This window comes from Alysiella crassa DSM 2578 (assembly GCF_000745955.1).
Taxonomy (GTDB): domain Bacteria; phylum Pseudomonadota; class Gammaproteobacteria; order Burkholderiales; family Neisseriaceae; genus Simonsiella; species Simonsiella crassa.
The window spans coordinates 26,711-40,498 of record NZ_JQKH01000006.1 but is presented as its reverse complement, the minus strand read 5'-3'; the positions used below and the strand labels follow the sequence as shown (position 1 = coordinate 40,498).

At 46.9% G+C, this 13,788-nt stretch carries 14 protein-coding genes; 9 read left to right on the top strand and 5 right to left on the bottom strand.

Annotation, left to right across the window (positions count from 1 at the left end; translation table 11 throughout):
* Positions 1–95: 95 nt before the first annotated feature.
* The gene (locus Q338_RS01530; protein ID WP_034291316.1) at positions 96–716 is read right to left on the bottom strand and encodes an L-threonylcarbamoyladenylate synthase; all 621 of its coding nucleotides are present in this window, start codon (positions 714–716) and stop codon (positions 96–98) included.
* 106 nt (positions 717–822) lie between these two features.
* Here Q338_RS01530 and tmk point away from each other — a divergent pair, with 106 nt between their 5' ends.
* The 5 genes from tmk (at position 823) to Q338_RS01505 (ending at position 5,790) form a co-directional block, all read left to right on the top strand.
* Positions 823–1,440 carry a dTMP kinase gene (gene tmk, locus Q338_RS01525; RefSeq protein ID WP_034291315.1) on the top strand — a complete coding sequence of 206 codons (618 nt, stop codon included), beginning with the start codon at positions 823–825 and terminating at the stop codon, positions 1,438–1,440.
* 234 nt (positions 1,441–1,674) lie between these two features.
* Positions 1,675–2,787 carry an ABC transporter ATP-binding protein gene (locus tag Q338_RS01520; RefSeq protein WP_034291314.1) on the top strand — a complete coding sequence of 371 codons (1,113 nt, stop codon included), beginning with the start codon at positions 1,675–1,677 and terminating at the stop codon, positions 2,785–2,787.
* Positions 2,788–2,802: 15 nt separating this feature from the next.
* The gene (locus Q338_RS01515) at positions 2,803–3,759 is read left to right on the top strand and encodes an ABC transporter permease subunit (protein ID WP_034291312.1); all 957 of its coding nucleotides are present in this window, start codon (positions 2,803–2,805) and stop codon (positions 3,757–3,759) included.
* A complete protein-coding gene (locus Q338_RS01510) occupies positions 3,759–4,625 on the top strand; it encodes an ABC transporter permease subunit (protein WP_034291310.1) in 867 nt (288 codons plus the stop codon). The genes Q338_RS01515 and Q338_RS01510 overlap by 1 nt, the downstream gene beginning before the upstream one ends.
* Before the next feature lie 229 nt (positions 4,626–4,854).
* Positions 4,855–5,790 carry a LysR family transcriptional regulator gene (locus tag Q338_RS01505; protein WP_034291393.1) on the top strand — a complete coding sequence of 312 codons (936 nt, stop codon included), beginning with the start codon at positions 4,855–4,857 and terminating at the stop codon, positions 5,788–5,790.
* Between the two features lie 140 nt (positions 5,791–5,930).
* Here the strand turns inward: Q338_RS01505 and proC are convergent, their stop codons facing one another.
* A complete protein-coding gene (proC, locus tag Q338_RS01500; RefSeq protein ID WP_034291309.1) occupies positions 5,931–6,728 on the bottom strand; it encodes a pyrroline-5-carboxylate reductase in 798 nt (265 codons plus the stop codon).
* 75 nt (positions 6,729–6,803) lie between these two features.
* Here proC and Q338_RS15440 point away from each other — a divergent pair, with 75 nt between their 5' ends.
* From Q338_RS15440 to Q338_RS01485, 3 genes are all read left to right on the top strand, one after another.
* Positions 6,804–8,303, top strand: a complete 1,500-nt coding sequence (locus Q338_RS15440; RefSeq protein WP_034291307.1) for an NYN domain-containing protein — start codon at positions 6,804–6,806, stop codon at positions 8,301–8,303.
* A 128-nt stretch (positions 8,304–8,431) separates the two neighbouring features.
* A complete protein-coding gene (gene hisD / locus Q338_RS01490; RefSeq protein WP_034291391.1) occupies positions 8,432–9,724 on the top strand; it encodes a histidinol dehydrogenase in 1,293 nt (430 codons plus the stop codon).
* A 187-nt stretch (positions 9,725–9,911) separates the two neighbouring features.
* Positions 9,912–10,436 carry a hypothetical protein gene (locus Q338_RS01485; RefSeq protein ID WP_147293697.1) on the top strand — a complete coding sequence of 175 codons (525 nt, stop codon included), beginning with the start codon at positions 9,912–9,914 and terminating at the stop codon, positions 10,434–10,436.
* Between the two features lie 186 nt (positions 10,437–10,622).
* Here the strand turns inward: Q338_RS01485 and Q338_RS01480 are convergent, their stop codons facing one another.
* Positions 10,623–11,534 carry a hypothetical protein gene (locus Q338_RS01480; protein WP_034291303.1) on the bottom strand — a complete coding sequence of 304 codons (912 nt, stop codon included), beginning with the start codon at positions 11,532–11,534 and terminating at the stop codon, positions 10,623–10,625.
* Positions 11,535–11,652: 118 nt separating this feature from the next.
* The gene (locus Q338_RS01475; RefSeq protein WP_034291301.1) at positions 11,653–12,222 is read right to left on the bottom strand and encodes a CreA family protein; all 570 of its coding nucleotides are present in this window, start codon (positions 12,220–12,222) and stop codon (positions 11,653–11,655) included.
* A 94-nt stretch (positions 12,223–12,316) separates the two neighbouring features.
* Between Q338_RS01475 and Q338_RS14280 the strand changes: the two genes are divergently transcribed.
* Positions 12,317–12,484, top strand: coding sequence for a hypothetical protein (locus tag Q338_RS14280; protein WP_156961019.1), 168 nt, complete (start codon positions 12,317–12,319; stop codon positions 12,482–12,484).
* Here Q338_RS14280 and Q338_RS01470 read toward each other — a convergent pair.
* Positions 12,461–13,759 (bottom strand): MFS transporter, encoded by a 1,299-nt coding sequence (locus Q338_RS01470; protein ID WP_034291300.1) that lies wholly within the window; start codon positions 13,757–13,759, stop codon positions 12,461–12,463. The genes Q338_RS14280 and Q338_RS01470 overlap by 24 nt on opposite strands.
* Between the last annotated feature and the right edge of the window lie 29 nt (positions 13,760–13,788).

Sequence of the window (13,788 nt, the reverse complement as noted above, 5' to 3'; positions counted from 1 at the left end):
GATTTGCCTTATCAACTGATTTCTGATTTTGTCAATTAAATTTTTCAGGCTGCCTGTTTGTTTTCCCTTAATAGCAGGCAGCCTGAAACCACTATTTACAAACCAAATAAGGCAATATCACCCTTGCCCTGCCGCACCAATTCCACGCCATCGGTCATGTCAATCACGCTGGTCAATTCCGTGCCACACCAGCCACCATCAATAATCACATCCACTGAATGCCCCAAACGGTCGCGGATTTCGTAGGGGTCGGTCAAGGCTTCATCGTCTTCGGGCAAAATCAGGGTGCAAGACAACATCGGCTCGCCCAATTCACGCAGCAACGCCAGCGCAATTTTATTATCAGGCACGCGCAAACCAATGGTTTTGCGTTTCGGGTGCAAGGTGCGATTGGGGACTTCTTTGGTGGCTTGTAAAATAAAGGTGTAGCTACCGGGGGTGGCGGCTTTTAATTGGCGAAATTGACTGTTGTCCACTTTCGCGTAAGTGCCTAATTCGCTTAAATCGGCGCACATCAGCGTAAAATGATGTTTTAAATCCATTTTTCGGATAGCCAAAATGCGTTCCATCGCCGCCTTGTCTCCCAAATGACAGCCCAGCGCGTAACACGAATCGGTGGGGTAAATTGCCACGCCGCCTTTTTTAATGATTTCAACTGCTTGTTTAATTAAACGCTCTTGCGGATTGTCGGCGTGAATGCTCAAAAATTGTGCCATAATGGTGTATTCCCAAAAAATTTTTATCGTAACAAACTTTCAGGCTGCCTGAAAGGGAAATTTCATTTAAAATAAAATTGTTAATCCAAACACAGGAACCAAAACCATGACAGCAAAATTCATTACCCTAGACGGCATTGACGGTTCAGGTAAAACCACACAATTAAATGTGATGAAACAATGGTTTGAACAAAATAATTTGCCCGTTGTGTTTACCCGCGAACCAGGGGGAACGGCGTTTGGCGAAGCCCTGCGCGAAATTGTGCTGAAAGCGGGCAATCAAATTGACCCACGCGCCGAAACCTTGCTGATGTTTGCAGCGCGGCAGCAACATTTGGTAGATGTGATTTTACCAAATTTAAACAAGGGGATAAATGTGGTTTCCGACCGTTTTACAGATGCCACTTTTGCCTATCAAGGCGGCGGCAAAGGGCTGCCTGAAACCGATATTGACACGCTGCAAACGTGGGTACAAGGCAGCCTGCGCCCCGATTTAACCATTTTATTAGACGTGTCTTTGGAAACCGCCATGCAACGCATTGAAGGCGCACGCGAAAAAGACCGTTTTGAACAAGAAGACAGCGCGTTTTTCACGCGTGTGCGCGACACTTATTTGCGCCGCGCCGCCGCACAACCCGAAGCCTACACCATCGTGGACAGCAGCCGCGACAAAGATTGGACAAAAAATCAAATTGAAATGGCATTAAATCAATTATTTAAATAAATTTTTTGGGCAATTTTGTTTGCACCCAAAACAGCGTAAAATAATGATTGTGGTATTTTTATCATGCTGGGGATATTTAGACTTGCCCCATTGGGTTTTGTCTAATAAAATCACGCGCTTTAAATTTTTTCAGGCAGCCTGAAAGCCGCTAAACAGCACGGAGATTTTACTGATAAATCAAAGATTCTGTCCAAAGCTAGGCGTAAGTCTTTTTCATTTCATTGGAGTACGCTCATGACCACCGAAACCCAACCTTATTTGCAAATCAAAGGATTAGCAAAAAAATATGGGGACAATCTCGCCGTCAAACCACTTGATTTGGTGATTAATCAACACGAAATTTTCGCGCTGCTGGGCAGTTCGGGGAGTGGTAAATCCACACTGCTGCGTATGCTGGCTGGCATGGAAACGCCTAGCGATGGTCAAATTATTTTGGACGGGCAAGACATTACCAAACTCGCGCCCTACGACCGCCCCATTAACATGATGTTCCAAAGCTATGCCCTGTTCCCGCACATGACGGTGGAGCAAAACATCGCCTTTGGTTTGAAACAAGATGGTTTGCCCAAAGACGAAATTCAGGCGCGTGTAGATGAAATGTTGCGCTTGGTGCAAATGCCGCAATTTGCCAAACGCAAACCGCACCAATTGTCAGGCGGTCAGCAACAGCGCGTGGCGTTGGCGCGTAGCTTGGCGAAACGTCCGAAATTATTGTTGTTGGACGAACCTTTGGGTGCGTTGGACAAAAAATTGCGCCAACAAACGCAATTTGAATTGGTGAACACTTTGGAAAAAGTCGGCGTAACCTGCATTATGGTAACCCACGACCAAGAAGAAGCCATGACCATGGCAAGCCGTGTTGCCATCATGTCGCACGGCGAATTGCAACAAGTTGGCACACCCGCCGATGTGTACGATTATCCTGAAAGCAAATTTGTTGCAGAATTTATTGGCGAAACCAATATTTTTAAAGGCACTTTGATTCAAAAAGATGACGCACACGCGCTGATTGATTGCCCAGAGTTGCCTGCAAAAGTTTATACCGACCAAAAATTTGAAGCGGAAAATGGTCAAACCATGTGGATTTCCATTCGCCCCGAAGACATTGATTTACACAAAGAAAAACCCGCCCACCGCGACACCCACAATTGGGCAAAAGGCAAAGTGAAAGAAATTGCCTATTTGGGCAGTTTCGCCATTTACCATGTGCAAATGGACAATGGGCGCATTATTAAGAGCCAAGTGCCTGCGCCCTATTGGTATGTGCGCGGTATTGAGCCGCCAACTTGGGGCGATGAAGTGTATTTGGATTGGCCTGAAAACCAGCCCACGCCTTTAACCCGTTAAGAAAGGCAGCCTGAAATGTCTAGTGTAAACATTAAACGCCGCATGAGACCAGGTGGGAAATTGGTGATTGGCATTCCATTTGTGTGGTTGCTGTTGCTGTTTCTCGTACCATTTTTCATTGTGTTTAAAATCAGTTTTGCGGAACAGGAATTGTCTATTCCGCCCTTTACGCCTTTGTTTAAAGACGATGGCAGCCTGCACATTGTTTGGCAAAACTATAAAGATATTTTTGCTGATTTTGGTTCATCGCTGGCGGCTTTGCTCAACCCGTTTGACGACAAGCAAGGCGACAATATTTATTTGCTGACTTATTGGTTGTCCGTGAAAACGGCTTTGACCACCACCATTATTTGCTTATTGATTGGTTATCCGATGGCGTATGCCATTTCACGCGCTAATCCGTCTATTCGCAATGGTTTATTGTTGGCGATTATGTTGCCGTTTTGGACATCGTTTTTGCTGCGTGTGTATGCGTGGATGGGTTTGCTGGGGCAAAACGGGATTATCAACAATTACTTAATCAAATGGGGCATTATTTCTGAACCTTTGAATTTGTTTTACAACACATTTTCATTGAATTTGGTGATGGTGTACGCTTATTTACCGTTTATGATTTTACCTTTGTACACTCAATTGGTGAAATTAGACCATCGCTTACTGGAAGCGGCGGCGGATTTGGGCGCACACCCAATTAAGGCATTTTTCACGATTACCCTACCCCTTTCCAAAACAGGGATTATTGCAGGCAGCATGTTGGTGTTTATTCCTGCGGTGGGCGAATATGTGATTCCCGAATTGGTTGGCGGTCCTGATAACCTAATGATTGGTAAAGTATTGTGGCAAGCCTTTTTTGACCAAAACAACTGGCCTTTAGCTGCGGCTGTGGCGGTAGTGATGGTTTTGCTGCTGGTGGTGCCGATGGCATTGTTCCAACGCTACGAAGAGCGTGAATTAGAAGAAGGGAAAAAATAATGCAAGGCAATAAAATGTCATGGTTTTTGAAAATCATGCTGCTGCTGGGATTTGCATTTTTGTATATCCCTTTGATTATGCTGGTGGTTTATTCATTTAATGATTCCAAATTGGTAACGGTTTGGGGCGGTTTCTCAACCAAATGGTATGCAAAATTATTGGAAAACGACCAGATTTTAAGTGCAGCATGGTTGTCATTGAAAATTGCGGTGGTGTCATCTTTGGCGGCGGTGGCTTTGGGGACAATGGCGGGCTACGCTTTGGCGCGAATCAAGCGTTTTCGTGGCGCAATGCTGTTTGGCGGCATGGTGTCTGCGCCTATGGTGATGCCTGATGTGATTACAGGTTTATCCATGCTGCTGCTGATTATCCAAGTGCAGGGTTTGATTCAGCAAATGGGTGGCAATGCGGAATGGCTAGACCGTGGCTTTTTCACCATTTTCTTGGGGCATACCACTTTGTGCATGGCGTATATTACGGTGGTGATTCGCTCACGTTTGATGGAATTAGACCAATCGCTAGAAGAAGCAGCGATGGATTTGGGCGCACGTCCGCTCAAAATCTTTTTCTTGATTACGCTGCCTTTGATTGCGCCAGCGATTGCTTCGGGCTTTTTGTTGGGGGTAACTTTGTCGCTAGATGATTTGGTGATTACGTCATTCTTGTCAGGGCCAGGTTCGTCCACGCTGCCACAAGTGATTTTCTCCAAAATCAAATTGGGGCTAGACCCGCAAATGAACGTGTTGGCGACCATTATGATTGGCATAGTCGGCACACTGGTGATTTTCATCAATTACATTATGATGCGCCAAGCCACCAAGCGTGAACGCGAAATGCAAGTCGCCTACAAAGTAGAAGCGAAATAATTGCTTGCCTAAATATTCAGGCTGCCTGAAAATGGGGAAACTTATTTTTCAGGCAGCCTGAAGTGTTTTTTATAAACCATGTAGGGTGCGTATTACGCACCGAAATTTCAATTATTTGAATGATTTGGTGCGTGGTACGCACCCTACATTTTTAGGTGTTTATCAAAATAATCGTGCACCCAAAGGCAGCCTGAAACCCCAATCAACCATGATGACAAAATACACAAAAATGGAAACCATCATAGAATTGCGCCACCTGCGCACCCTCATTGCCCTAGAAGAAACAGGCAGCGTATCACTCGCCGCCCAACGCGTGTTTTTAACCCAATCCGCCCTATCCCACCAAATTCGTTTGCTGGAAAACCATTTTGACACGCCACTCTTTGAACGCAAATCCACCCCCCTACGCTTCACCCCAGCAGGGGAACGGCTGCTGAAACTCGCCCACGAATTGCTCCCCCGCGTGGCGCACGCCGAGCGCGATTTAATGCAAATCATACACGGCGAAGCTGGTGAACTGCGCGTGGCGGTGGAATGCCACACCTGTTTTGATTGGCTAATGCCTGCAATGGGCGTGTTTCGTCCGCAATGGCAACAGGTGGAATTGGACATTGTGTCGGGTTTTCAGGCAGACCCTGTGGGTTTGCTGCTAAGCCATCGTGCGGATTTGGCAATTGTGTCGGAAACTACACCAATTATGGGTATTGCCTATCAGCCGCTTTTTGCTTATGAAATGGTGGGCATTTGTGCGCCCGACCACCCACTTGCCGAACAAGAAATTTGGCAAGCCCAAGATTTTATTGATGAAACATTGATTACCTATCCCGTGCCAGACGATATGTTGGATTTACTGAAAAAAATCCTGTTGCCACAAGGGATTAATCCGAAACGCCGCCACAGCGAATTAACCATTGCCATCATTCAACTGGTTGCCAGCAAACGCGGTATTGCCGCGCTGCCCTATTGGACGGTGATGCCGTATTTGGAGAAAAATTATGTGGTGGCGCGACAAATTGGTAACGAACCACTACGCAGCGAATTGTATGCCGCCATGCGCAGTGAAGATGTGGATTGTGCATACATTCTTGATTTTTGTGAAATTGTGCGACAAGAGAGTTTTGCAAATTTAACGGGATTGAGTCCATTGGGGCTTCAGGCTGCCTAATAGTACACAACAAAAATAATCGTAGGGTGCGCTGTGCGCACCAAATTGACCGAAAATATTTAAATCATTCAATTATTTTGGTGCGCACGGCTCACCCTACATTAACTATTTTTATTGTTTACTATCAGGCAGCCTGAAACTCAATCTCGCAAAATCTGCGCCAATTCCGCCGAGCGCGCCGCCGCCGCATTCACACCTTCTATCAAACCGTCCGCCACTTCACACTCTTCAAATTTCGCCAACGCCGCAAAAGTTGTGCCGCCTTTAGATGTAACCTGTTGCTGCAAAGTAAAAAAATCCTCGCCCGACTGTCCCGCCAACGCCACCGCGCCGCGAAACGTGTTCAACGCCAAAGTCCGCGCCGTCTCATCGGCAAAACCCAAACCTTCCGCCGCTTCCTGCAAGGCATTCATCAAATAAAACACATACGCCGAGCCACTTCCCGACACCGCCGTAATTGCGTTCATCATTTTTTCATCGTTTAACCAAATGGTTACACCGCAGGCTGCCATGATTTTTTCGGCAATCGCGCAATCAGACACACTCACACCGTCCGCCGCAAACAGCCCCGACACGCCCAAACCAATCGCGCTGGGCGTGTTTGGCATGACACGGATAATGCGTTGGCTGCCCAACCAGTTCGCCAAAGTTGCCACTTCCAAACCCGCCGCCAATGAAATAATCAATGCGCCATTGTGCTGCACATTTGCCAATGCGTTTTTCATGTCTTGCGGTTTTACGGCTAAAATCAACACATCATCGGGCGACAAGTTTTCAGGCAGCCTGAAATCGGTTTTGACCTGAAATTCTGTTTTCAAAATCAAATTCTTATCTTCGCTGCGATTGGCAACAAAAATCTCATCGTCTGCCGATTGGGCGCGTAAACCCGAGATAATAGCCCGCGCCATATTGCCGCCACCTAAAAAATAAATTGCCATTTAGAACAATCCTTTTCATAATTTAAATTTTTTCACTACGGGAAACTTTTCCCATTCTAAAGATGAGAGTAAAACATGTCCACCAGCAATAAAAAACTCGCCGTCCTGATTGACGCAGACAATGCCCCCGCCGACAGCATAGACGAAATGTTGGAAGAAATCGCCAAATACGGCATCGCCAGCGTAAAACGCATTTATGGCGACTGGAGTCATGGCTTGAGCAAATGGAAAGCCGTGCTGCTGCCCCACGCCATTATTCCCGTGCAACAATTCGCCTACACCAAAGGCAAAAACGCCACCGATATGGCTCTTGTGATTGACGCCATGGATTTGCTCTATAGCGGCAATGTGGACGGTTTTTGCATTGTGTCCAGTGACAGTGATTTTACGCGTTTGGCTTCGCGGATTCGGGAAAGCGGTTTGACGGTTTACGGTTTTGGCGAGAAAAAAACGCCCGAATCGTTCCGCCGCGCCTGTGATAAATTTGTCTATATTGAAATTTTCCGTCCGCAAAAACCGCAACACAATCCACCCAAAAATCCCCAAACCGAAACCACGCAGCCTGAAAACAAAACCAACCCCAATTTGCTGCACCTGCTCAAACGCGCCGTGAAAGAAAATGCGGACGATTTGGGTTGGGCGCATTTGGCGAGCATTGGCAGTTACATCAATAAAATCAACCCTGATTTTGATGCGCGGCTGTATGGTTTTGGCAAACTGTCGGATTTGATTAAATCATTTGATTTATTTGAACATCGCACCGACAACAATCAATTGCAAATTCGCCGCAAAAAATCGGACAATCAAAAAACCGAAACCAAAATTGAAAATAAACCTGAAAACAAAGCCGAAGCCGTTTCAGGCAGCCTGAAAAACAAAAAACGGCGTGGTCGTCCCAAGAAAAATGATAACGAAACCTCATCTGTCAATACTGCAGCCAGCGAGTTAAACAAACAGGAAACTGTTAAACCTGAAACTGCTAAAAACGAAACATCCGAACTTTCAGGCAGCCTGAAAGCCGCCGACAACGAAAAAAGCAAAAAACGGCGCGGTCGCCCCAAGAAAAACAGCAGCGAACAAGCAAGCATCGCCACCACCGAGTTGCCCAAACCTGAAAACCCAAAACCAGAAACCCCCAAACCCGAAACCGCACCCACGGAAACGCCCGAATCTTCAGGCAGCCTGAAAACCGAAAAAAACAAAAAACAGCGCGGTCGCCCCAAGAAAAATCAAGCGGAAACGCCCGTTGTAGTCGTGTTGGAAAATGCGCCAGCCGCCGAGAAACCAGCAGAAAAACCCAAATCCAAAACCAAATCCAGCACGCCCAACAAAGCCCCATTTGGCAAAGTGATTTTGTTGGCGCAAGCGGCGGTGGACGCGGTGGCGGACGCTTCGGGTTGGGCGCGTTTTGGCGATGTGGTGAAACATTTGGAAACGCAAGTTTCTGTTTCACAATATGGTTTTGCCAATGCGCGTGATTTGCTGCATTCGGTGTACGCCGATTGGCTGACGGTACAGAAAATCGGTCGCGGCGAGCGTGTGCGTGTGAATAAGCGGTTTATTAATAAAGAGTAATTTGTTGTAGGGTGCGCCGTGCGCACCAAAATTCGCACAAATATCAAATTTCTCACAAAAATTGGGTGCGCACGGCGCACCCTACAATTGAAATATTTAAATTAAATTCAAAAAACGAAAGCCCTACCATGCAATTTTTAAACAAACAATCCCCCAATTTCCAAACCGAACTGAAAAACTTGCTCGCCTTTGAAACCGCGCAAGACCCGAAAATTGACCAAATTGTCGCCGATATTTGCGCCGATGTGAAACAGCGCGGCGATGAGGCGGTGGTGGCATACACCAACAAATTTGACGGCACATCGGCTCAATCCATGGCAGATTTGACTTTATCGCAAGACGATTTGCGTGCAGCCTTTTTCAGGCTGCCTGAAAACGTGCAAAATGCCCTGAAAACAGCCGCACAACGCATTGAATCCTACCATCAAAAACAAAAAATGGAATCGTGGACATACACCGATGAAGACGGCACGTTGCTCGGTCAGCAAATCACGCCTCTTGACCGCGTGGGCATTTACGTACCAGGGGGCAAAGCGGCTTACCCCAGCAGCGTGATTATGAACGCCATGCCCGCCCACGTTGCAGGCGTACCCGAAATCATCATGGTTGTGCCAACGCCCAAAGGCGAGCGCAACGACATTGTGTTGGCAGCCGCCTACATCGCAGGCGTAACGCAGGTGTACACGATTGGTGGCGCACAGGCGGTGGCGGCTTTGGCGTATGGCACGCAAACCGTACCGCAAGTGGACAAAATCACAGGGCCGGGCAACGCTTTTGTTGCAGCAGCAAAACGGCGTGTATTTGGCGTGGTCGGGATTGACATGGTGGCGGGTCCGAGCGAAATTTTGGTCATCGCAGACGGCAGCACGCCAGCCGATTGGGTGGCTATGGATTTGTTTAGCCAAGCCGAACACGATGAAATCGCGCAAGCCATTCTCATTTCAACATCAAAGAATTATTTGGACGAAGTACAAAAGTCTATGGACAAATTGATTGAAGAAATGCCACGCCGTGCCATTATTGAAGCCAGCCTGAACAATCGTGGCGCGATGATTTTGGTGGACAATTTGGACGAAGCCTGCGAAGTCGCCAACTACATCGCGCCTGAACACCTTGAATTGTCAGTGGAAAATCCCGAAACTTGGGCGAAAAAAATCCGCCACGCAGGCGCGATTTTCATGGGCAAATACACCAGCGAAAGTTTGGGCGATTATTGCGCGGGCCCCAATCATGTGCTGCCAACCAGCCGCACAGCGCGTTTTTCATCGCCACTCGGCACTTACGATTTCCAAAAACGCAGCAGCCTGATTCAAGTTTCAGAAGATGGCGCACAAAAATTGGGCAAAATCGCCAGCGTGTTGGCGCATGGCGAAATGCTGACCGCACACGCTCGTGCAGCAGAAATGCGTTTGAAAGATTGAGTTTGGATTTTTCAGGCAGCCTTTTAGTACACGACAAAAATCTTTGGATTGCCTGAAACCTGTCCCCTCTCCCGCTTGCGGGGGAGGGGACAGATTGGCGTAAATCCCAAAAATTGTCGTGTACTGAAAGGCAGCCTGAAACGATTTTCATAAGGGCAAAATGATGTTAAATAAGATTGTTTATTCAATGATTTTATCATTGGGTTTGGCAGCTTGTGCGACCCAATCCGCGCCACAAACCGCAACCGCACCCCAATACAATGCGGCTGCGTTGGTGGGCAAATGGCATTGTCACGCGCAATTTGAAGAAAATATGGATTATGCTTTTGACATAGATTATCACGCTGATGGCACCAGCCGCGACAAAGGCATTTTAACCGTGCGATTGAGTGAAAAAGATTTGGTATGGCAATTTGAAGCACAAACGCAAAGCAAATGGCGCATTGACGGTGCATATTTCTTTGAACAACAAGCCGCCAAACCGATTGTCAAACTCTTGCCCATTGAAAACAAAAACACGCGCAGATTGTTAAAAGCGTTTGAAAAAAGCAATCCCGAAGTGCTTGAAATGAAAAAAGAACTGCTAGACAGTTTGAGTAAATTTGATGATGAGGCATTTCGTGGCAAAATCATGACCTTAAATGATAAGCTATTTCAAGTAGAAGTAGAAATTGATGACATGAAAGTCATGAGAACTTGCCAACGCCGCTAAATTTTTTTCAGGCAAAAACCCTTGCAAAACACCTAAAATTTGATTTTTAAAAATTTTAATATTTTGAATTTTAATAAATTTATTTTTCAAAAAAGTTCAAAAAATAGGGTTTTGCAAAGGTTTCAGGCTGTCTGAACGTCCAATAAACCCACCCTTATTTATGATACGAAAAGGGTGGGTTTACTATTAAAACTTTTTCCCATCAAACACTTTTTCGGGTTTCCAAAATGCCCATGCTTTGGGTTTTTGGAAACACAATTCGCCTTGTTCGCAGACGATTTTCATCTGTTTCAGGCTGCCCGATTGCAACGCAGCAGCAATGGGGGCGAAAAAATTGCGTTCCCAATTTGCCCATTGTTCGGCGTATGAATACGTGTCTGCGGCGTGAACAAAAGTTTCGCTGAAGATTTTTGTTGCTGATAAATCAATATTTTGTTCGGCACAATCGCGTTGCCAAGTTTGAAAATCTGTTGGTATGGCGGCGCAATCTTGGCTGCTGTGGCTTATCCATGCGCTGTCGCTGGCGATTTTGGCGGCTGGCTGAAACGCTGGCGCGTGGCTGGGCGCGTTCCAAATCCATAAGCCATTAATTGGACAAGATTTTCTGTCTTGATTCATTGGGTGGGCGTGTAAATACATTTGCGTTTCGGTGGCGAGTTGTAGCCAATCGGCGGCGGCTTCGTTTGGGTCAAGTAGTTGATTTAAATTAAATATATTTTCTACTTGCCAATCAATATTTTGGGGAAATTGAATTTGCCATAAATCGGGGCGAATGGGGTGGAAATGCGCGTCTGCGCCGTAAAGTTGGTTTAGCCCATCGCACAGGGTTTGCGCTTCGGCGGCGGTGATGGCGAGTGCCGCACCGTGTTGAATGGTTACGCTGTTCATGCCCATTTGTTGATTGATGGGGCTGGCGTAGGCGCAATTTTGTGGCTGGGCGAGTTGGTCGCACAGGTGGATTTGGTAGAGTTCGGCGGTGGATTTGGGGGCAGCCTGAAATTGGGCGTGGCGCAGTAAATGGTTAAATGTGGGGATATTTAATTCGGGAAGCTGCTCGTGTTCAGAGCGCAATAAATGGGGGAATATAAGTGTGAACATTTTGTTTTTATTTAGAGAAATAGGTTTTCAGGCTGCCTTTTTAAAATATTCAGGCTGCCTGAAAACTGTCCCCTCCCGTCTGGCGGGGGAGGGGACAGATTATTGAAAATAGAAAAAATTATTTCATGCTAATCACGCACGCACCGTGTTTTTGCGTTGGCACAACGGGCGTGTTGGGTGTGCTGGCGGAAGCGGTGGCGGTTGCCGTGTTTGCCGCGCTGCTGGGGGTGCCGCCATAGCACGACCACGCGCTCAATGAGTTTTTCGGCGAACCTTGAATGATTTTATCGCTGTAAACCATGTAGGCAAAGGCTTTGCGTTTGCTGTCGTAATAGCGCATGATTTGCAGGCTTTTGAAGGCGAAACTGGCATCGCGTTTGAATACTTTGCGTGGTTTGGCGACCACGCTTTCGTAATATTCCACCACAGGTGCGGTTTGGACGCAGGACACGGAAGCGTCAGACGCGTCTTCTTCCAAATTCACGGTTTCTTTCAAGCCGCCTTTTTTCGCGTAAGACAAAAAGCAAGACAAGCCTTTCACATCGGGGTCGTCAAATGCTTCCACCTCAATGCGGTCGTTTTTGCCCAGCATATTGAATACGGTGGATGCTTCGCCGATTTTATCGGTTTTTTCGCCACAGGCTGCCAATAAAAAAGCGGCGGCGAGAACACAGAGTTTGGTTTTCATGATTTTTCCTTTGTTGATTCATGATAATGAGATAATTGCAGGCTGCCTGAAAGTACACAACAAAACCCATGTAGGGTGCTTATGACGCACCGAAATGCCACGTTATTTGAATCATTTGGTACGTGATACGCACCCTACATTTTTGGTGTTAGTCAAAATGGTGCGTACTGAAAGGCAGCCTGAAAGTTTACCGCAAGGCTCTCAACAAGGCAAAATAAACGCCGTTGAGCAATCTGGATTAAGCATTATTTTTCGGTTTTAACAATGCGACTGCCACAGCCGTCAATAATAAAATAATCGCCGCACCAAAATACAACTGATTTTTCTGCCAACCCGCGTCCAACAACACGCCCACCGCCAAAGGCGAAACAATGGAACCCAATCGCCCCACGCCAATCGCCATGCTCACGCCTGTGCTGCGAAAATCTGTGGCGTACAAAGTGGGGTTAATCGTGTACAAACCCGCAATACACGCATTAATCAACGCCCCCAATAACACCGCCAAACCCAACGCCAAAGACAAAGCCGAAGTCGCTGGCACAAACACACACACCGCCAAAGCCGATAAAATCGTAAACCATAACAATACTTTACGCGAATCCCAACGGCTCACCAAAAAACCAAACACCAGCGAACCTATCGTACCGCCAATGGAAATGCCCATGCCTACGGTTTGGCTTTTTTCTTTTGCCATGCCTGCTTCTTCCAGCAAAGCGGGTGTCCATGAGCTGATGAAATAAAATGATGCCATCACGCCAATAAATGCCAACCAAATCAACAAAGTCGTCCGAATTTGCTCGGCTTCAAATAATCGTAAAAAGGACACTTTTTGTTGAGCAGACTGGTTTTCTGCCAACACGTCCCAATCGCCCGCCAAACCAATTTTCGCCGCAATCGCATTCAAACGTGCTTTGGCATTGACTGGGCGTTTGCTCATTAAAAAGTCCACACTTTCAGGCAGCAAGACAAAAATAATCACCCATGTCGCCCCAGTCGCCAATGCGCCCGTCAAAAACACTGCGCGCCAACCATATTCTGCCTGCAACATCACCGCCGACATGCCGCCCAACATCGCCCCCACGCCAAAACCCGCCGCGTAAATCGCAATCGCCAAACCGCGCCATTTTTTATTGGCATATTCACTCACAAGCACATTGGTACACGGCAAAATCCCACCCACACCTAAACCTGTAATCACACGAGAAAAGGTAATTATTTCAAAAGAATGGGCAAAATAAGTCAGCAACATGCCCACCGCCGACAAAGCCGTAGAAAGCAGCACCAAAGGGCGGCGACCAAATTTATCCGCCAAAGGCCCCAGCAACAGCGAACCTGCCGCCATACCCAATAAACCCGCACTCATCAGCGTGCCAATTTGTGCGCCACTCAAACCCAACTCCGCTTTAATGCTTTTCGCGGTAAACGCAACCGCCAATACATCAAAACCATCTAACATATTCAGTAATACCGCTAATACAACCACCAACCATTGTTGTACACTCATGGGGCTGGTGGCGATTTTGTGTCGTAAATCCATGTATTTATCTCAAATAAAAAAGGCGTGAA